Consider the following 20,923-nt stretch of genomic DNA (forward strand, 5'->3'; position numbering starts at 1 on the left):
CGTGGAATTAAGTCCAGCGATGAAGCCGCTTATTCCTGGCAATTTCGAAACCGGTAAAGTAAACCGCACCCCGATTTGGAAGAAGTTCATTACTCAACGACATTTGCAGACAATGGCACTGCTCGGTGTAGTATGGATGATTATTTTTAACTACATTCCGATGTATGGCATTATTATTGCCTTCAAGGAGTACAACATCGTCAAGCCCATCTCGGAAGCCCCTTGGGTCGGTCTCGCGAACTTCAAAGAGTTCCTGGCAGACGATAATTTTATGTATGTAATGAAGAATACGCTGGGCATTAGCTTAATCAAACTATTGATCTTTCCGCTTCCGATCATATTCGCCCTCTTTCTGAACGAAATCCGATCCGTTCGCTTTAAGAAGAGTATTCAGACGATATCGTATCTGCCCCACTTCCTGTCCTGGGTCGTTCTTGGCGGGATTCTCGCCACTTGGCTGGCAGATGTGGGCATCATTAACAATATTCTGATGGCGCTGCATTTGATTGATCAGCCGATTTCGTTCCTGGCTGAACCGAAATATTTCTGGACCATTATTATTACCTCGGATTTATGGAAGGAGCTGGGCTGGTCAGCGATCATCTATCTGGCTGCCATTACCAGCATATCTCCAGAAATGTATGAAGCGGCCACTATCGACGGTGCCGGAAGATTCCAGAAAATGTGGTATGTTACCGTACCGACCATCAAAGGCACGATCAGCATCTTGTTTATTCTGGCGGTCAGCGGTGTACTGAACTCCAATTTTGACCAGATTCTGGTACTGCGCAATTCGCTGAATGACAGCGCGAGCAATGTGATTGACTATTATGTTTACTATACCGGTCTGCTCTCGGCCCGCTTCTCGTATTCAACCGCAATTGGGATGTTCAAATCGGTTATCTCGCTCATTCTGCTGCTAATTGCCAACCAAGTATCCAAAAAACTCAACGACACCTCGTTGTTTTAGGCCAAGGAGGACCTGTACATGATTACACTGAATCGCAGAACAAAGGGCGAAGTTGTCTTTGATATAGTCAACAATATTGGAATGCTTTGTATTTGCTTCGTTACGCTGTATCCGATCTGGTACGTGCTGATTAATGCTTTTAATGACGGAAAAGATGCTATGCTGGGCGGGATTTACTGGTTTCCGCGCAAATTTTCATTGGAGAACTTTAGTGCCGTATTCGCTAGCCCGGGAATTATGAGGGCGATGTGGCTTACCGTAGCTAAAACACTTCTCGGTGTAGGTCTGCATGTGTTCTTTACGGCGATGGTAGCATATGCGTTTTCCCGCAAGGATCTGGTAGGGGGCAAATTATACATCCTGTTAGGCACGATAACCATGATCTTTGCAGGCGGACTTATTCCGACGTACCTACTCATCAGAGATCTTCATCTACTGGAAAATTTTCTGGTTTATATTATTCCGGTTATGTTCAGCTTCTTCGATCTAATCATCTTCATGACCTTCTTCCGGGATATTCCTGATGGTCTGGAGGAAGCGGCGCGTATTGATGGAGCGAATGACTGGTCCATCTTCCTGCGGGTTGTCCTGCCGGTCTCCTTACCTGTACTGGCTACCATTGCGCTGTTCCATGGCGTTTACCAATGGAATGATTATTTTACCGGAATGATTTATATGAACAATGAAAACATGCAACCGATTCAAACTTTCTTGTACCGGGTTGTTGCCCAGTCCAGTTCCAATCTGATGATGACTGCCGTACAGGGAAGCGCCGTGACCAGGACCGTGACCTCGCAGTCCATCAAGCTGGCTACGATGGTTGTTACAACACTTCCAATTATCTTTGCTTACCCGTTCCTGCAACGTTATTTCGTGAAAGGGATGATGATTGGCTCCATCAAGGGCTAAGTGCCAGTCGCACTTCACCCGAACTAGTGGTAACTCCTCCGGACTGCTCCCGCAGTCTTGGAGTTATAAATTATATGATTAATCAATCTCAGAAAAGGGGTAAACAAGCATGGACATGAAAAGAAAGCCAAAGAAAATAATGCTGCTGCTAATGGCAGCAATCATGGTTCTGTCCGTAGCGGGCTGTTCCGGCAACAATGGCAACACCGCAAATAAAGGTAATGCCGCAAACAAAACTGAAGGTAACACAGCAGAGGCAACAGCTACAACAGCCCCAGAAGCTACAGCACTATCCGCTGATGAGCCGGGTTGGAAATCTGATACATCACCTATTACGTTTGACTGGTACCTGAACTTTGCCTGGTTCCCTAATAAATGGGGTGTAGATCCTACTTCCCAATATATCACTAAGAAAACCGGTGTTGACATTAACTTTATCGTTCCAGCCGGTAACGAAAATGAAAAGCTGAACACACTGATTGCTTCCGGTAAACTGCCGGACTTCATTACACTGGGCTGGTATGAAGATGCTGTTAAGAAAATGATTGAAGGTAATCTCGTGCTTCCTCTGAACAAACTGGCCGAAGAATATGATCCTTATTTCTTCAAAGTATCTGACCCTGACAAACTGGGATGGTACACACAAGCCGACGGCAATGTATATGGTTATCCGAATGCTTCTTCCTCACCTAAAGATTACGAGAAATATGGCGACACTTATGTATCCAACCAAACCTTCGTAGTCCGCAAAGACATTTATGAAGCGATTGGCAGTCCTGATATGCGCACACCGGAAGGATTCGTGGCAGCGCTGAAGGCAGCTAAAGAGAAATTCCCTGAAATCGATGGTCAACCGATGATTCCGCTCGGTCTGCATGAATTTACCGCAACCGGTAACGATTCTCTGGAACAATACATTCAGAATTTCTTAGCTATTCCAAGAGAAAAAGACGGAAAGCTGTATAATCGTGAGACTGACCCTGAATATATCCGTTGGATGAAAACTTTGCGTCAAGCCAACCAAGACGGCTTGCTTGCTAAAGATATCTTTATTGATAAACGTCCTCAAATGGAAGAAAAAATCGCTCAAGGCCGTTACTTCGCGATGCTGTACCAACGCACTGACTTTGCAGCCCAACTGGGAACGCTGTATCAGCAAGACCCGAACAAAATTTATATCGCTGTTGACGGACCGGCTAATACCAACCTGGATGCACCTACTCTAAACGGCCCTGCTATTTCCGGCTGGACAGTAACGCTGATCTCCAAAGATGTTAAAGATAAAGAACGTGCTATTAAATTTCTTAGTTACCTGAACAGCGAAGAAGGTAATAAAGACCTCTATCTTGGTGAAAAAGGCGTCAGCTATGATACGATTGACGGCAAAGACCAATTTAAACCAGAAGTCTTTGATCTAATGAATAAAGACCGTTCGGCATTCGACAAGCAATATGGTTCTTCCTTTACGTTCTGGATGCTGATGAATACCAATATTACAGCTCAATGGACACCTACAGCTGTAGAGCCTTTCAAACAGCTGGAAGACTGGACTCGCGGAAAAACAAAAAGTATCTCCGAGTTTGATCAAATCGATCCGTTGGCAAGCTCCCCGGAGGGCGTCATCTTATCTAAAATTAAAGATTTGCGCAGCAAAACGCTACCGAAGCTTTTGATGGCTTCATCCGATGCTGAATTTGATACCATCTGGACTGGTTACATCAAGAAGCAAGAGGATCTGGGTCTGGCTAAAGTGCAAGCCTTCCAACAAACAAAATATGAAGAGAATAAGTTAAAACTCGCAAATAAATAAAATAAAAACGACCCAATCGCCCGCTATTGCGGGCGATTGGGTTATTTTCAATCTATAATATGGTATAGATATTAAATAGGTTAAGCATTCACTATTTTAGCGAGGTGGACAGTACAGAAGTGTATAGAGTGAACAGACGTGAACGAGCTAGAGAATTATGGAATTCTTTTAGTTATTGGTGGGGAAGAAGATCTCTCCAGAGTCGTTTAATTGCAGCCTATGTTTTTATTATTTTAGGCCCGTGCTTGCTGGTATCCGTCTACTTCTATGAGTCTATCAATAATACCTATCTTAGAGATGCCATCGAGAAGAATGATTATTTGCTGCAAATGGAAAAGTTACATATCTATAATCAAATTGAGGCAATGGAACGTGCGGCACAGATGGCTTATTCTGATACCGATGTAGAAGATTTCCTTGCGAATGAAACCGAACCGCAGCTAGTAGATTTGATTAATTTCAATACAAATGCCTATGTGAATATGACTCGTATTCAATTTAATAATCCGAATATCGAGCATTTGCGGCTGTATTCGAAAAGCAATAAAGTGCATGAAATTTGGCCGATTATCTTTCGTGAAGAGAGAGTTTCTTCCAATCTATGGTTTCAGAAAGCGCTTCAAATGAAGGGGCAGGAATACTGGTCTTTTCAGAAAAGTGATCCGGATCTAATGCAGAGATACTTGGGAGCACCGACGGAAAGTCTGCCCAAGGTCTCATTGCTGCGTGAAAAGAGTCGTCCGGCAGACAATCATATAGGCATGGTGCAGGTGGATATGATGCTGAGTCGTTTTACACCTAAGACGTATACAGATGTCCGGGATAATCAGACCCAAATGTTCCTTGTGGATAGTGAACTGCAGCTTTTCACCAGACCGGATCATTCTTTTTTACAGAATAATCTGAAGATGGCTGATATGATTGCAGAACGGTATAAGCATTTTCGGGAAACTGGGGAATGGGATAGCGAGTACTCGGAGAATGGTCAATCGTTTTTGTTGATTAACACTCCGCTTGAACATATTGATGCTTATTTGTTAAATGTAGTGTCCATGGAGGGGGTTATGAAGGATATCTCCCGAACGCGCAACTTAATCATTGGTGCCAATGTCGGGTTTATTACCTTGCTAACGCTGATTGCTTATGTGACAAATGCCTTTATTCTAAAAAATCTACGTAGATTGACTGAAACAATGAAAAGAGTGCGTAGAGGTGAAGCGTACACTGGAATTATGATACGGGGTGGAGGGGAAGTTGGTGAGCTTGCCCATCATTTCTCTAAACTGATGAACACGATCAATACATTGGTAGCTCAAGCAGTAAGCAAGCAGGCATTGTCAAAAGAGGCTGAGTTACGTACGCTGCATAACCAGATTGACGCACATTTTTTATATAATACGCTGGAAAATATTAAAATGCTGGCTGAAATTGAAAACCAACGAACGATCTCAGATGCATTAACCTCACTAGGGGGGATGATGCGTTATAATTTCAAATGGTCCGGAGAGTATGTCAAGCTGCGAGACGAAATTCGTCATATTGAGAATTACATTGAAGTAATGAATATTCGTTTTGAGTATCCGGTTAAGCTGATGCTTCATATTGAACCCCGATATTTAGAGCTGGAGGTGCTTAAAATGTCACTGCAGCCAATTGTGGAGAACAGTGTTAAGCATGCTTGGTGCGATGAGAAAGATAATATGCAGGACCCGATCGTTCAAATTACTATTTCGGAAACGGAAGGTGATATTTTCATAGAGCTTCGTGATAATGGCATAGGACTAACACCAGAGCGTCTACATGCTTTAAACGAGGCGATTTATGCGAAAGATGAACGCCGTGAGAGCACTGCTGAACAGACAGCGACTGACCGCCGAACAGGTGGCATTGGTCTGAGAAATGTACATCAGCGTCTGCAAATCTTTTATGGCGATGAATATGGGCTTGTAGTACAGAGTGAAGCAGGAAGCTGGACGATGGTACGTTTAGCCTTGCCGAAAGTTCTTTTGACGGGAGAAAAACAACTATGAAGAAACTACTGATCATTGATGATGAGAAAAATATTCGTTTCGGTCTCAAGACTATGATAGAAAGAGAATTTCCGTCCATTTATACCATCACGATGGCGAGTAACGGTGCAGAGGGGTTGGATATCTATAAGACTGATGGTGCAGATATTATTATTACAGATATACGTATGCCAATAATGGATGGAATTACGCTGTTGAAGCAGTTGTCTTCGGCGACAAGGGGTGAGAAAAGTCCAGCAGTGGTAATTTTAAGCGGGTATGACGATTTTGAATATGCCAAAAGCGCGATCCGATATCGCGTGAAGGATTATTTACTTAAACCGATTCGTAGAGATGAATTATTCGAAATTTTGAAGTGTATAGATAAGGAGCAGGAGGAGCAGAATCTCAGCGCAAGGCAGCAGGAGCAGGAAGCAGAACATTTTCGCCGAGAGCTGCGCTCTAGCCGTTTACGGGGGCTGTTTATGCAGCAGGAAGTTCAGTTGGAGCCAGAGCAGCAGGAGAGTCTAGATGACTTGGAGGTTCCTTTTACAGTAGGTGTGTTGAATTACTATTGTAATGACGGATCAAGAATGAAGCCGGGGGATGTTCAGGGGCTGGTTGAACGATTGATAGGACCACTTGAAAAGTGTTTTTCGGAAATCACAACGGACTGGGACGGTAAATTAGTATTACTCGGAACCAGAAAACAGGATTTTATAGAGCTGTCCAGACAAGCAGAAGCTAAAGAAATAATGGGATTGTCGATTGGAATAAGCAGCGAAGGAAGAAGTCTCGCAGATCTTCGTTCCTGTTATAAGGAAGCGTCCCGGGCTTTACAGTATACTTTTGTATATCCGCAAGTGAACTTATTGAATTATGCGGATGTGAGTCAAGAACGGTCTAATTCTCCCTTACCGAAGGAGGGAATTCGTAAGCTGCTCAATATGCTTGGAACAGAACGCGAGAAGGAAATGAAGCATCTTCTGGCTGAGATTTTTCAGACCGAGCATTTGAAGGCGCTTGACCTGTCTTATTTGGAGTCGGTGGGACAGAATATCAATGAATTGGTGCTGGATGAAGTATTTCGGGTGCATGGCGAAGCCTCGGTAGAGGTGCTGAAACTGTATCGTACAGTAGGCAATATGTACAATTATCGTCATTTCCATGATTATTATCGTGCGCTGGAGAATTTGCTCCTGAGTGTGAGTGATTATATTCTAGGGGTGCGCTCTGCTCATACGGAGCATGCTGACATGGAGGAAGCGCTAAATTATATTGAGACGAATTATGCTCGTCCACTAAATATGGCTATGGTTAGTAACCATGTTTCTTTGAATTATTCTTATTTTAGCGAAGCCTTCAAAGCATATACTGGGGAGAATTTTGTCATTTATTTAAAAAAGGTGCGCATCCGTCATGCTAAAGAGCTGTTAGCGAAAGATTGTGGGAAGCTTGCGGAAGTTTCGGAAAAAGTAGGTTTTGAGAACAGCAAGCAATTTGCCCGTGTATTCAAAGAGTTGGAAGGAATCTCTCCAGGGGATTATAGAGCCAAAATGCTGTCTGAAGATTTTTCGTAAAAGGCAGGATAAGTAGCTTTAGTATAAATATCATTGCTGTACTGTACCTTGATGGACGGTATGGGTGTCGTTAGAAGTAATCCTCCTATATAATGGCAGTGAGAAGCTTTGTTAGGATTAGCAGCAAGAGAGTTTGGAGGGAATGAAGGGTGGAAGAAATTCAAGGCAATTTGATTACAGTTCAGACGTTGGCAGAGGACTTTAGGCGACTGGGTGTACAGGCGGGGATGACGATTATACTGCATTCGTCCTTCAAATCACTAGGCCAATGGGTGGCAGGTGGCCCGGTTGCCGTTATTTTGGCGCTTGAGGAGGTCCTTGGAGAAACAGGCACGCTTGTGATGCCGACGCATTCAAGTGATCTGACGGACCCTGCTGGCTGGAGTAACCCACCAGTGCCTGAATCTTGGTGGCAGAGTATCCGTGAGCAGATGCCGGCCTATGATCCAGACCTGACTCCACTGAGAGGGATGGGTATTATTCCGGATTGCTTCCGTAGGCAAAAAGGGGTAAAACGCAGCGATCATCCCATTCATTCATTTGCGGCTTGGGGCAATCATAGGGATGAGGTTATATATGGTCACTCCCTCGAATACGGTTTGGGGGATGACTCACCATTAGCTCGTATTTATGATCTTGGGGGAAGTGTACTGCTGCTAGGCGTAGGAAATTTAAATAATACTTCATTACATCTTGCTGAATGCCGTGCCTGCTATGAAGGAAAGAAGCAAGTCATTGGCGGGGCACCTATGATGGTGGATGGACATAGACAGTGGTTGGAATTCAAGGAGCTAGATTGGAACTCTGACGATTTCGTTGAACTTGCTGAACAATTCGGGCAAGAAACAGGGCTTATTACATATGGTCACATCGCCTCAGATGCTGCTCAATTGATTCCGCAGCGTGAAATTGTTGACTATGCGGTGAACTGGATGGAGCGAAACAGGAAGTAGACTATCTCTGGATTTGGGGCTAAGAGGAGGAGCGGCGGATGAATACTACAACGATATATCTAACGCGTCATGGTCAGACAGAATGGAATGTGCAGAATCGTATGCAAGGTCATATGGACTCTGCGCTGACGACGCTTGGTGTACAACAGGCGGAATGGCTGAGCCGGGGAATGCAGGCTATGAATCTTGATGTTATTTATGCAAGCTCTAGCCCAAGGGCGCTGCGTACAGCTGAAATTATACGCGGAGAGCGGGATGTTCCGCTGAAGATTTCCGATGCATTTAAAGAAATCGGCATGGGTGTATGGGAAGGTAGAGATTCTACTGAACTGGCAGCTCAGTATTCAGACCAGCATCGTTATTTCTGGAAGGACCCCGACCAATTTAAAGTGGAGGGCAGTGAGACCTTCGCAGAGGTGCAGATAAGAGCGCTAGAGAAGCTTCAGGAAATTCTCACTGCCCATCAGGGTGAGACGATTCTTATCGTAACGCATACGGTAGTGATCAAGCTCTTGATGGCTTATTTTGAGGGCAGAGAGTTGCCTAAGCTATGGGATCTGCCTTACATTTATCCAACCTGCTTATCGAGGATTGATTTTACGGATGGCGTGGCGGAGATCCTGCTGCACGGGGATACAAGTCATTATGAAGTGAATAAGGCTGGGATGGAATCGTAGAATTGTAGTACTTACATTCAATCTAGTAGGACTTATATATAAAGGCGGTTCCTCGGGTGCATGATGCACTCGGGGAACCGCCTTTTTGTAACGAGAAACGCAGGGATATCATAGAAACACTATATCACCGTTTCTTCCCTAGAGCTGAGGATCAGCCTATATTAGTTGATAAACTGGAGATATTTCAATGTCTTTTCGAGCATCGTAACGGCTTCAGCACGAGTTGCTAGTTTCTGTGGAGCAAAGGAACCGTCTGTCGCTCCTTGGATAATGCCCGCAGTAGCGATTTCTGTGATTGCTGCTTGGGACCAAGCAGGAATGCTTACCGCGTCACTGAATTTAGCTAGTGCTGCAGGATCGGCATTTAAGGTTTTGCCCGTGTACTTGATGGCTTTAGCTAATACAGAGGCCATTTCTTGACGAGTGATCGGGCTACCTGGCTTAAAGCTGCCATCGGAATAACCAGAAATCAATTCGGCTTCTGCTGCAGTGCGAATAGCATCAGCATACCACGCGCTTGGATTTACATCCTTAAATGATGCCTCACCACCTACTGTCGAAAGTCCTAGAGAACGCGTAATTAATGCTGCGAACTCAGCCCGTGTGATCGACTGTGAAGGAGAGAACGTATCGTTATTTGTTCCACTGACGATCAACTTGGAAGCTAACAGATCAATGGACGCTTTAGCCCAGTGTCCGTTAAGATCCCCGAACGTTTTGGAAGTCTTAACGACGGTGTAATAGCTGTTGCTATTCCGTTTAATCGTAACATCCGTGGTCCCATCAGCCTTAGGCGTAAATATCGCAGGTACGAAAGAAATCTTACCTGTAGCAGGATCGAAGACAACTGCTGTTGCGTTATTTGAATTTAAGGAAGAAGGTACATTGATCATCCGATTAACGTAAGTACTGCCGAAGCTGTTCAGCGGTACAAGCTTTGTTCCAGCTTGCGCTGAAACACTGAAATCAATTACTGGAGCAGCTAAAGTAGCATTGTCTAGCTGTGAAGAAATAGCTTGGTTTGTACGGTTTAGTGTTCCCGAATCCGCTAGAAGAATGGATACCGTAATTGTAAAGTCGCTGCTACCTAATTGAGCAGTAAGTGCTGCGCTGTTTATAACGCTGAGCGGTAAGGAATAAGAAGTGCCAGCAGTTGTAAAGGTAAGAACGGTATTAGGCTGTGCTGCAGCTTGTTGTACAAGCACACTGCCTGGAAGTACTACTTGAGCGCCGCTAGTAGTAGCTTTAACCGGAATGACCAGCTCATGGCTACCGATTGCCAGTTCACTGAGTTGCTTGGTCAGATCAGAAGCATTAATCGTTGTTACTTGCGGTGTCGCTATTGGTGCAACAGTTGGCGCCGGTGTCGCTGTTGGTGCTGTTGTTGCAGTTGGAACTGCTGGTGATGTTGGTACTGTTGTTGGTACTGTTGTTGGTACTGTTGTTGGCTCAGTTGTTGGTACTGTTGTTGGTACTGTTGTTGGCTCAGTTGTTGGTACTGTTGTTGGCTCAGTTGTTGGTGATGGTGTTGGCACTGGTGTTGGAGTTGGAGTTGTCTCCGGCAGTGGTGCCCCTTTCAGGTCCACAATGCGGCCCTCAACAGCGGAGGTATTCGCAGTGACAGTTCCAACTTGTTTAAGATAATTCGTAAATACATCAAAGTCCGGCAGATACAGCAGGTTCACGCGGCCTTCTTTATAGGCCTTCTCAAGGGAAGTATAGAAATCTCCACCTTTAGCTGTGAAAGCGTTAGTAGCTACTTCATAAGATGCCTTCAGATCCAGAGGAACGTATTTGTCTTCGTTCTTCACTTCAATCCGTAATACGCGTTCGTTCACAGGTTTCGTAGAGTCGTAATAGAATTTCAACCCTGCAACATGTGGGAAACGTCCGTCTGCTGCTGGAGTTTTGGAAACACCATTCTCCATCGCATCTTTAATTTCTTGTCCGGTTAAAGTGATCGTAACCAGATCGTTGTTGAATGGAAGTACGCCGAGTACTTCGCTTTGTGTAATCGGTCCTTCATTGATAGATTCGCGAATGCCGCCGCCATTTTGCAGGGCGATTACAGCATTAGTACCAGCTTTTTTGGCTGCAAAGAGCATACCATCGGCAATCAGGTTACCGAGATTGGTTTCCTTTGTGCGAACATTGTCACGAACGCCGTTTAGGACAACCTCTGAATTACCTACTACCTCATTGCCCAGTTCCTCAATACCCGGTTTATATTCGGTTTCCAAGATCAATTTGGCTTCAGGATCCTCTGCGATAACATAGTTAGCGCCATTTTTAGCATCGATGGAGATTAATTGGTCTTTCCAAGTAGTTAGTACGCCATCTTTGTTAAATTTAACTTCAAGTTTACCAAGGAATAGTCCTTTTTCACCGGTTTGTACAATAAGCTTCGGTGCTTTTGGATCGCTGTTATCTACAACGGCTTGATCCAGTTGTGTATGGCTGTGACCACCGACAATAATATCAATACCATTAACGGCTTTGGCTAGTTTGAGATCTTCTTCGTAGCCAAGGTGAGAGAGAACAATAATCTTGTTAACCTTCTCGTTTTGCAGCATAGCGACAGTATCTTTTGCTTTAGCTACAGCATTGTCGAAAGTCACTTTGCCTGGTGAAGCAATGTTGGCTGTATCTTCTGTCGTCAGGCCGATGATACCGATCTGTTCGCCGTCTACTTCTTTGATCAGTGCAGGGTAGATGGTTGCTGCGTTACCCGACCGACCAATTTCATTGGTGAACATTTTACTTAGGATTTCATCCGCAGAGAAATTTACGTTGGATGAGACAAAAGGGAATTCAGCTTTACGGATGAAATTGGAAAGCGTCTCAGAATTTTTATCAAATTCATGGTTCCCGAAAGTCATAGCATCATATTTTACCAAATTCATGAATCTGAGATCTGCTATACCCAGATATTTATTGAAGTAAAGCGTTCCAGAGAATACATCACCCGCATCGAGAAGAATAGGGTTTTCTGTAGTCGCCTTAGCCTCTTTGATTGCCGTTACACGGCGCAAGATATTATTTGGCGAGCTTACAGTGTCTAGTCCCGCATGTGTATCGTTGGTGTGTAGAACAGTTAACGGGAAGTCTTCATTTGTCTCCGGCAGTGGTGTACCTTTCAGATCTATAATACGACCTTCAACAGCGGAAGTATTCGCAGTGACAGTTCCAACCTCTTTAAGATACTTTGTAAATACATCGAAGTCCGGCAGATACAGCAAATTCACACGGCCTTCTTTATAGGCCTTCTCAAGGGAAGTATAGAAATCTCCACCTTTAGCTGTGAAAGCATTAGTAGCTACTTCATAAGATGCTTTCAGATCCAGAGGAACGTACTTGTCTCCGTTCTTCACTTCGATACGTAATACACGTTCGTTCACAGGTTTTGTAGAATCATAATAGAATTTCAACCCTGCAACATGTGGGAAACGTCCGTCTGCTGCTGGAGTTTTGGAAACACCATTCTCCATCGCATCTTTAATTTCTTGTCCGGTTAAAGTGATCGTAACCAGATCGTTGTTGAATGGAAGTACGCCAAGTACTTCGCCTTGTGTAATCGGTCCTTCATTGATGGATTCGCGAATACCACCACCATTTTGCAGGGCGATTACAGCATTAGTGCCAGCTTTCTTGGCTGCAAATAGCATACCATCGGCAATCAGATTACCGAGGTTAGTTTCTTTTGTGCGAACATTATCACGAACGCCGTTTAGGACAACCTCTGAGTTACCTACTACCTCATTGGTCAGCTCTTGAATGCCTGGCTTATACTCGGTATCTAGGATCTTCTTGGCTTCAGGATCCTCTGCGATAACATAGTTAGTGCCGTTCTTAGCGTCGATGGAGATTAATTGGTCTTTCCATGTTGTTAGAACGCCATCTTTGTTAAATTTAACTTCGAGTTTACCAAGGAACAGTCCTTTTTCACCAGTTTGCACAATAAGCTTCGGTGCGCTAGGATCGCTGTTATCTACAACAGCTTGATCTAGTTGTGTATGGCTGTGACCACCGACAATAATATCAATGCCGTTAACGGCTTTTGCTAGTTTGAGATCTTCTTCGTAGCCAAGGTGAGAGAGAACAATAATCTTGTTAACCTTCTCGTTTTGCAGCATAGCGACAGTATCTTTTGTTTTAGCTACAGCATTGTCGAAAGTCACTTTGCCTGGTGAAGCAATGTTGGCTGTATCTTCTGTCGTCAGGCCGATGATACCAATCTGTTCGCCGTCTACTTCTTTAATCAGAGCAGGGTAGATGGTTGCTGCGTTACCTGACCGACCAATCTCGTTGGTGAACATTTTGCTTAGGATGTCATCCGCAGAGAAATTTACATTGGATGAGACAAAAGGGAACTTAGCGTTGCCGATGAATTTGGAAAGCGTCTCAGAATCTTTATCAAATTCATGGTTGCCGAAAGTCATAGCATCATATTTGACCAGATTCATAAAGGCCAAATCGGCTTGACCCAGATATTTATTGAAGTAAAGTGTTCCGGAGAACACATCACCCGCATCGAGAAGAATAGGGTTTTCTGTAGTCGCCTTAGCCTCTTTGATTGCCGTTACACGGCGCAAGATATTATTTGGCGAGCTTACAGTGTCTAGTCCCGCATGTGTATCGTTGGTGTGTAGAACAGTTAACGGGAATTGTTCAGAAGTATTGAAATCAATCTGTGCCATAACCGCATCATGATCGGATACCCGACCTTTCGATGGTGAGAAGTCCGCATTTAGATGGACGACATCTACTTTTGAAGAAGGCGTTAGATTTTTACTGACAAGAATATGATCTAGTACTTGAGAGTTTCCGTCATAGGTATACGTATACTGCTCATTTAAAGGCAGTGTATCGATCAAATTGTCTAGCTCTGAGCCTTTTAAGATTGTTGCAGTTTTAGTGAATTGGAAATCATTCAAATCGCCAAGCGCTACTACGTTGGCTTTAGGATTTGCAGTCAGAATTTCTTTGACAAATCCGTTTACGACTGCTGCAATTTTATGACGTTGGGTTTCACTGGACAATACGGGGGGCTGAACATTTCCAAAAGGACCATTATCGCCGCCTTTTGAATTGAAATGGTTTGCGATCACGATCACTTTTTCGCCGCCGAAAATAAATTGTGCAGCGAGGGGTTTACGTGAACTTGCAAATGCGGCATTCGTTGGATCAATCCGTCCCGGATTGTAAGTTAGCTTATCTGTCGCTGTGTTGTAGCCGACGGATTGTGTAGCAGAGCCTTTTTGTCCAGTTACACTGTCTGCAAGCTGTACTCTTGTTGGGTTGTACAGGAATCCTACGCGAATGTTTCCGCCTGGGGCTCCGCCATCCTTATTGTTCTCCGGAGCGATATCTGTGTATTTGTATACAGGACCGCCAGCGGTTTCAATAGCTTTAATTAGCTCGTTTGCGCTTGCTTCAGTGATTCCGTTATCGGTTTCACCATTGCTGTCCTGCATTTCGACCACGCCGATAATGTCAGGCTTTTTCATATTATTCGTGATGGAGTCGGCAAGCTTCTGGATTTTTGTTGCTCCGACACCTGGGTAGAAGTTCTCAATGTTGTATGAAGCGATTAATAGCTTGTCCTCATTAACCTCAAGAGTAGTTGTTTCTTGTTTAAAGGTACTTGGGGTAATGGTTGGCAGCTTACCGTTCTCCGGAATTACTTTGAAATTACCATTGTTGTATCCGATGACCCCTGTAACATCTCCAGCGAACTTATCTCCGGTGATGACTTCTTGACCCGGATTTCCATAGGCAATGATAAGGCGCTGAGGATTGAATTGGTTATATTCCTTTAGAACTAGTCCACCAGCTGGTGTGATGACATCAGGAGTATCATTTTCTACTCTTGTAGGGATGTTATAAAGCATGGAATTTCCGCTACCACTTGTCCAGTAAGGACTAATGATCGTAGGGGTAGGGAGTTTTACAAGCATACCTTCTAACGATTCATAGAAATCAATAGCATCTTCACTAGGTTCAAAATCCGCCATGCCGTCATTATCAATGATGGAAGAAGGAATAGCTCTTCCACCTTTGCCAAGTACGATAGGTTCAGGCACAGTATAACTAGAAGAGGAATCTACTGTTAGTGATGTCATATTAATTTGAGTGGAGGTTAGATTGCTCGCACTTCCTTCGTTATACTCGGAAACGGCTCCATTAACGCGCACTAAATCTCCAACTTTAGGCTTAAGGGATGCATTTGTGCTGTAAACGAAAATACCTTCCGATGTGTTCACGTTATTGTCCGGCTGAGGGTCCTGCATAAAGAAACCTCTATAAGCGCCAGTTGCGAAAGTGTATCCGTATTGGGTAACGATGCCTTCAACATCAGTAACGTTCTGGCCTGCATACTCAGAAGTATGAGATTCTCCTTGGATATCATGGATACGAGGGAGATCAGAAGCTTTATAAGCAAAGGTATACACTTTACTGGTCTTGCCATCTGCTACGACAATTGCATTAAGGGTAAGATCTTTACTAACTGTAATTGGATCTGAATAAAGTTTGCTTGCTGCGGTTGGTTCTGTTCCATCAGTCGTGTAATAAATCTGTGCTCCAAGGGTAGGACTGGATAGGGTCACAGCACTTCCTTTAATGATGCGACCTGCACCAGGGCTCGCCATTACGGAAAAGGTTTCTTCCACCATAGCGTTTTCGTTAAGTGGAATGAATTGATAAGTTGTATTATATTGCTCAATAACCCCAGTAATGCTGTCAAAGGTTTTACCCTTAACGAGTTTAGGCAGGGTAGAGAAAATTGTGAATTGCTGCCCACCTTGACTTGCAGTCACTGTATTTCCATTTACATTGTCTATGGTCACATTATTCATAGTAACTAGCTGAGCTTCATGGCTTTCGCCGTTCGCTGCAGACAAGTCAGCTGCTGTAATCAATTTAGGTGCAGGAACACCCACATCATTCGCAACGATAGAATATTGAAGTCCACTTTGGAATTTGATTTCTTGCAGGTTGCTGTAGATATCCATCGTGCCACTAACTTCAACACGATCTCCAACGTTGGCGAACTCTGGGAATCCGTAAAGTACGATCCCGCCGGATTCATCCTGAATATACATTTTTGCTGCATTAATGTGAGTTACGATACCTTCTGTTGAAATATTCTGGCCTTTACTAGCAAGGCGTGCTGTTGCGACGTCTGTTTTGGTCAGAATTGTGTAATCAAAAGCCGTTATAGGGCTATCCGGCATATTTGGTTCTGAAGCATACGCCTTAATTGTAGTGTCCTCAGTTAAGGTAATAGGCCCTGTGTAAGGTTGGAAATCAGTTGAACCAGCTGCTCCATAAACAGCTGAATAGACGGATGCTCCAACTGTCGGAGAATTCAGAGAGATTTCAGTACCTACCGGCCAGGCATTAGCGGCTGGTGAAGCTACTACGGAGCTAGCTGTCTCCGGTGCTTTACCATAACTACTATTGCGTGGACTTGCTGCTTGAACAATAAAATCCGTAACGTTGTTGTCCGTATCTAGACCACGGCTATCTGCTGGCGCACCAGCTGCGGCTTTACGAATAGCGGCTGTTGCGTTGGTGAGAGCAGGGGTTGGAGTTCCCTCAACACCTGTAGCTGTACCGTAGCCAACTAAATCTATTGTATTATTCGATGGGTCAACCAAGTCGACTTTACCGTTTGTTCCACTCATAGCTAGGATACCTGTAGCATCAGGAGCAGGTAGTGCAGTAGTTCCTCCTGTTCCTGCAGCCTCTTGGACAAGGTAGTATCCATTTGCAGGAATCGTTCCTGTTAAATCTGTTCCGGTGCTAAAGGTTCCAGTAGCGGAAGTATATCGGACTTTCCATCCAGTCAAGACCACTGGTTTGTTGGTAGGATTGTATAATTCAATAAAATCATTCTTAAACTCTGCTCCGCTGTTTCCTCCACCGCCATAGACTTGTGAGATAACAACATTGCTATTATCCGGTGCTGCCTCGGCAGTCTGAATTGCTGGTAGCACACTGCCGACAAGCATTAATATTGCCAGTCCACTAGCCCACCATTTCCTTACTCTTGAAGAAATAATCATTTGGATAAGTATTCTCCCCTCAAATCTTTTATTAGAAACCTACTAAATCTTATCATTCAAATGTAAAATGAAAGGTTGGTTTGCATTAATATAAATTAAAGGTTCTATAAATTAAAATAAAAAAATAAAAAGTTATTGTTTTCGCATAAGAATAGGGGCTGAAAATAGTGCGTAAATACAATAATCCTTAAAATCTAGTGTTTATTGGAGGATGAATAATCCCATATATGAGTTAAATTTTACATTTGAATAACACATAGAGAAGGCGTTGTTAGGCTCGATTATTTGGGAGGTCTTAGAACAAAAAAATGCCCATTCAGCTTCTTGTTGAGAAGTGAATAGGCATTATTTATTTCAAATTTACTTGGATAAAACAGATTACTGTTGTAGAAGCTCTAGCTGCTCTAATCCGTCCATATATTTGCGCAGCGCCTGAGGGATGTAGATAGAACCATCCTCTTGCTGGTGATTCTCCAGCAGCGGGATCAGAATTCTTGGTGTAGCGACTGCGGTGTTATTTAAGGTATGGCAGTATTGTAAGCGACCATCAGCATTCCGATAACGGATGCCCGATCGGCGAGCTTGGAAATCGAGTAGATTAGAAGCCGAATGGGTCTCACCGTATGCGCCTCTGCTAGGCATCCATGTCTCGATATCATACTGCTTATGCGTCTTCAGGGACATATCCCCTGTGCAGACAGCCATGACTCGATAGGGGAGCTCTAAGAGCTGAAGGATGTGCTCGGCATTTGCGAGGATCTCGTGAAGCATATGGTCCGAGACACCTTCGTCATTTCGGCATAAGACGACTTGTTCAATCTTCGAGAATTGATGAACACGGTACAGCCCGCGCACATCTCGCCCCGCTGATCCGACTTCACGGCGGAAGCAAGTCGACATTCCAGCTAGTCGCATCGGTGTATCAAGCTCTACAATCTCGTCGCTGTAAAGCGAAACTAGCGACACTTCCGATGTGCCAACCAGCCAGCGATTATCTCCGCTGAGCTCGTACGTCTGATCCATCCCACCGGGAAAGAATCCGGTTCGCTCCAACGCTTCAGGGCGGACAATTACAGGAACATCCATCACGGTGAATCCGCGTGCAGTGAGCACATCTAGGGCTAGTCTCTGTACAGCAAGATGTAACATCAGTCCTGCTCCTTTAAGCACATAGCTGCGGGGGCCGCCTGCTTTGACGCCACGAGGGATATCGATGATATCGTGGAGTTCACCTAGCTCCACATGATCACGAGGTGTAAAGCCGAATTCCGGCACCGCTCCGTTCAACCGCAGTTCTAAGTTATCGTGATCATCGTGGCCGATGGGTGTATCCTGCGACACCGGATTCGGTGCGAGCAGCATGAGCTCTCTACAGCAGCGTTCAGCCTCGTTCAAATCTGCTTCCAGCAGGTTCAGCCTATTATTGAGTTCTCGTACCTGTGCTTTGACGATCTCTCCAGCAGGGCGGTCACCCTTACGTAGTAATTGTTCAACCTCTTTGGTTAGCCCATTACGTTCGGCTCTTATCTGTTCTGTTTCTTGTCGCAGGCTTCGGCGCTTTTCGTCCCAATTCAGCAATTCATCCAGTGGGAAGTCGACTCTTTTCCAGGTGGCAGTGTTTCTTACAAGTTCCTGATTATCCTTAATCCAGTTCATTTCCAGCATACCGTTTCGCTCCTTTTTGTTTAAAAGATAAGGAAGTGTAAGGTTCATCCTTCACTTTATCCTTCTATTTCTCGCACAAACACTTACCGTCCTTATAAGGACGACGAAGGTGATTATGCTTGAAAAAACGCAAAAAACGCCCTCATCCATGGGACGAGGAGCGTCAGCTCGCGGTGCCACCCAGGTTGATCGAATCTCCTTAACAACAGGAAAGAATCGACCCTCTTTGGTCTTCGCGGTAACGGGCGAAACCCGGTGAACTTAGGGAGTCATTATAGGCTCCGGTCGCAGACGCCTCACGGTTGGATGCCGATCATTGGCCTGATTCTTGGATTTAATATTGTTGCTTAGTATATCGCAAGAGTGGGATGAGCGCAAGCGTTTATGGTTTGACAATAATATCTAATCTGCGATAGGATTAATATTAATTTAAAGTATTCCTGTCGGGTTAAATATTGCAGTGTGAGCTGCTCAAGTGGGATGAAAGAGGTGGAGAAGTGGCTAAAATTGTTGTGATTAACGGAACGCCTTCCCTGGTATCGCGTATCAATGCAGTTATAGAGTATGCGGAGGCAAGCTTAACGGATCAGGGCTTTGAGGTTGAGCGTATTAACGTAGCTGAGCTGCCAGCGGAAGATCTGATTCACACCAAGTTTGAGAGCGATGCTATCGTCAAGGCGAATGGCCTTGTAGCTGAAGCGGATGCGGTAATCGTGGTTAGCCCGGTTTATAAAGCCTCTTATACAGGCGTGCTGAAGACCTTCTTGGATCTAGTTCCGCAAAAGGGATTGGCCGGCAAAATCGTACTCCCGCTCTTCATGGGTGGCAGTCTTGCACATCTCCTCACGATTGATTATGCTTTGAAACCTGTGTTGTCTGTACTCGGTGCACGTTACATTCTTGGTGGAGTGTATGCCGTGGATTCTCAGGTGGTTCGTAATGATCACGGAGTGGTAGAGCTTGCTGAGGAGCTGAAGCTGCGACTGAATGATGCATTAGCTGAGCTGGCAGAAGAAACTACACATCGAATAGAGCGCAAGGCATAGGACTCAGCAGTAGGCATTCTGTTTCTGATGGATTCATAACAAATATATAAGCGTCTCATTCATTCCTGATGTAAGGGTTGAGGAGACGCTTTTTTGCTATAGCAAAAAAGCCATCTCACTGTAAAAGTAGAGAATGGCCTCTTTTTTATCTATGGATCGTTATAGTCCAGTCTTACAAATCGTCAAATCCGTTATCATCGCCAACCTTACCGTAGTTGCGGGACTTGGCTTCGAAGAAATCAGTTTTCGTAGCATTCAGCGCATCGTCGGAGAAAGGCTTGATCCAAGGCATGCAGTTAACATCAACACCTTGGTAAGCTTTTTCCATACCCATCAAAGTCAGACGTTTGTTCGCTGTATATTTGATATAGTCGCTAAGCTCGTTAAGGTCAATGCCACGAACATTAGTGAGAGTGTAGTAAGCCCAGTTGGTTTCAAGCTCTACCGCGCGGTCGATGGTACGGTATACGTAATCCATGTTTTCTTTGGTGTTCAGCTCAGGGAAGTCTACGAGCAGCTGCTTAAATACTTCTGCGAAGAAGTAGCAGTGCTGATTCTCGTCACGTTGAATATAAGAGATCATTTGGCTGGTCGCCATCATCTTCTGGTCACGGGCCAGATTGTAGAAGAAGGCGAAAGTGCTGTAGAAGAAAATTCCTTCCAAGATGAGATCTGCTACCAACGCATGGAAAAAGGTTTGTTTCGTTGGATTATCACGGAACTCTTGATAAATATCGGAGATAAATTGGTTGCGCTCCAGTAGAACCGGATCTTTCTTCCAATACTCGAAAATCTCTTTCTGTTCACTATCCGACACGATAGAGGAAAGAACATAGGAATACGATTGGTTATGCACTACTTCTTGTTGCCCGATAATGGCAGAAATAGCTTCTAGTGAGGAGTCGGTGAAATAACGCTTCACGTCGCTGACGAACATCGTCTGCATCGAATCCAGCACAGCGAGCAGGGAGATGTTGATCTTAAATACACGTTGCTCCTCTGCATCCAGCATAGGGAATTGTTGCGCATCTTTGGACATTGGGATTTCATCCGCGATCCAGTGATTAAGCAGAAGGACCTTGTACAGCTTGTACATATGAGGCATGCGAATATCATTCCAGTTCAGAATGCCTGAGCATTCACCGTCGATAATGCGTGTGGATTGGTTAGGTGCTTCAGTATTAAAAATCTTTTGTAATTGCATTTCTTATCCCTCCATTTTTTTGCGCGGGTAA

11 protein-coding genes are annotated in these 20,923 nt (G+C 44.4%); 8 read left to right on the forward strand and 3 right to left on the reverse strand.

Features of this window, described 5'->3' with window-relative positions; genetic code table 11:
• Positions 1-19 precede the first annotated feature (19 nt).
• The 7 genes from ACN6KS_RS02270 to ACN6KS_RS02300 all read left to right on the forward strand — a co-directional run bounded on the left by ACN6KS_RS02270 (position 20) and on the right by ACN6KS_RS02300 (position 8,908).
• Positions 20-970, forward strand: coding sequence for an ABC transporter permease (locus ACN6KS_RS02270; RefSeq protein ID WP_256990030.1), 951 nt, complete (start codon positions 20-22; stop codon positions 968-970).
• Positions 971-988: 18 nt separating this feature from the next.
• Complete coding sequence (locus ACN6KS_RS02275; RefSeq protein ID WP_094874190.1) at positions 989-1,879, forward strand: carbohydrate ABC transporter permease; 891 nt, start codon at positions 989-991, stop codon at positions 1,877-1,879.
• Positions 1,880-1,988: 109 nt separating this feature from the next.
• A complete protein-coding gene (locus ACN6KS_RS02280; protein WP_094874189.1) occupies positions 1,989-3,689 on the forward strand; it encodes an extracellular solute-binding protein in 1,701 nt (566 codons plus the stop codon).
• A gap of 119 nt (positions 3,690-3,808) precedes the next feature.
• Positions 3,809-5,719 (forward strand): cache domain-containing sensor histidine kinase, encoded by a 1,911-nt coding sequence (locus tag ACN6KS_RS02285; protein WP_440961235.1) that lies wholly within the window; start codon positions 3,809-3,811, stop codon positions 5,717-5,719.
• Positions 5,716-7,278, forward strand: a complete 1,563-nt coding sequence (locus tag ACN6KS_RS02290; protein WP_440961236.1) for a response regulator — start codon at positions 5,716-5,718, stop codon at positions 7,276-7,278. The genes ACN6KS_RS02285 and ACN6KS_RS02290 overlap by 4 nt, the downstream gene beginning before the upstream one ends.
• A gap of 149 nt (positions 7,279-7,427) precedes the next feature.
• Positions 7,428-8,231 carry an aminoglycoside N(3)-acetyltransferase gene (locus ACN6KS_RS02295; RefSeq protein WP_440961237.1) on the forward strand — a complete coding sequence of 268 codons (804 nt, stop codon included), beginning with the start codon at positions 7,428-7,430 and terminating at the stop codon, positions 8,229-8,231.
• A 38-nt stretch (positions 8,232-8,269) separates the two neighbouring features.
• The gene (locus tag ACN6KS_RS02300) at positions 8,270-8,908 is read left to right on the forward strand and encodes a histidine phosphatase family protein (RefSeq protein ID WP_094874185.1); all 639 of its coding nucleotides are present in this window, start codon (positions 8,270-8,272) and stop codon (positions 8,906-8,908) included.
• Between the two features lie 161 nt (positions 8,909-9,069).
• On the opposite strand, the gene ACN6KS_RS02305 is transcribed toward ACN6KS_RS02300, so the two are convergent.
• Together ACN6KS_RS02305 and serS are read right to left on the reverse strand one after the other, a co-directional pair.
• Positions 9,070-16,977, reverse strand: a complete 7,908-nt coding sequence (locus ACN6KS_RS02305; RefSeq protein ID WP_440961238.1) for a 5'-nucleotidase C-terminal domain-containing protein — start codon at positions 16,975-16,977, stop codon at positions 9,070-9,072.
• A gap of 378 nt (positions 16,978-17,355) precedes the next feature.
• The gene (serS, locus tag ACN6KS_RS02310; protein ID WP_440961239.1) at positions 17,356-18,642 is read right to left on the reverse strand and encodes a serine--tRNA ligase; all 1,287 of its coding nucleotides are present in this window, start codon (positions 18,640-18,642) and stop codon (positions 17,356-17,358) included.
• Between the two features lie 497 nt (positions 18,643-19,139).
• Here serS and ssuE point away from each other — a divergent pair, with 497 nt between their 5' ends.
• Positions 19,140-19,688 (forward strand): NADPH-dependent FMN reductase, encoded by a 549-nt coding sequence (gene ssuE / locus ACN6KS_RS02315; RefSeq protein WP_094874470.1) that lies wholly within the window; start codon positions 19,140-19,142, stop codon positions 19,686-19,688.
• A gap of 172 nt (positions 19,689-19,860) precedes the next feature.
• On the opposite strand, the gene ACN6KS_RS02320 is transcribed toward ssuE, so the two are convergent.
• Positions 19,861-20,892 carry a ribonucleotide-diphosphate reductase subunit beta gene (locus ACN6KS_RS02320; protein ID WP_094874469.1) on the reverse strand — a complete coding sequence of 344 codons (1,032 nt, stop codon included), beginning with the start codon at positions 20,890-20,892 and terminating at the stop codon, positions 19,861-19,863.
• Between the last annotated feature and the right edge of the window lie 31 nt (positions 20,893-20,923).

The sequence above is a fragment of the Paenibacillus nitricinens genome (assembly GCF_052056485.1).
Classification (GTDB): Bacteria; Bacillota; Bacilli; order Paenibacillales; family Paenibacillaceae; genus Paenibacillus_AQ; species Paenibacillus_AQ nitricinens.

What these genes read in the sequence shown, in the direction of transcription:
- ACN6KS_RS02320 (WP_094874469.1), bottom strand. Translation starts at nt 20,892, where the DNA reads ATGCAATTACAAAAGATTTTTAATACTGAAGCACCTAACCAATCCACA.
- ACN6KS_RS02290 (WP_440961236.1), top strand. Translation starts at nt 5,716, where the DNA reads ATGAAGAAACTACTGATCATTGATGATGAGAAAAATATTCGTTTCGGT.
- ACN6KS_RS02275 (WP_094874190.1), top strand. Translation starts at nt 989, where the DNA reads ATGATTACACTGAATCGCAGAACAAAGGGCGAAGTTGTCTTTGATATA.
- ACN6KS_RS02280 (WP_094874189.1), top strand. Translation starts at nt 1,989, where the DNA reads ATGGACATGAAAAGAAAGCCAAAGAAAATAATGCTGCTGCTAATGGCA.
- serS (WP_440961239.1), bottom strand. Translation starts at nt 18,642, where the DNA reads ATGCTGGAAATGAACTGGATTAAGGATAATCAGGAACTTGTAAGAAAC.
- ACN6KS_RS02270 (WP_256990030.1), top strand. Translation starts at nt 20, where the DNA reads ATGAAGCCGCTTATTCCTGGCAATTTCGAAACCGGTAAAGTAAACCGC.
- ACN6KS_RS02305 (WP_440961238.1), bottom strand. Translation starts at nt 16,977, where the DNA reads ATGATTATTTCTTCAAGAGTAAGGAAATGGTGGGCTAGTGGACTGGCA.
- ACN6KS_RS02300 (WP_094874185.1), top strand. Translation starts at nt 8,270, where the DNA reads ATGAATACTACAACGATATATCTAACGCGTCATGGTCAGACAGAATGG.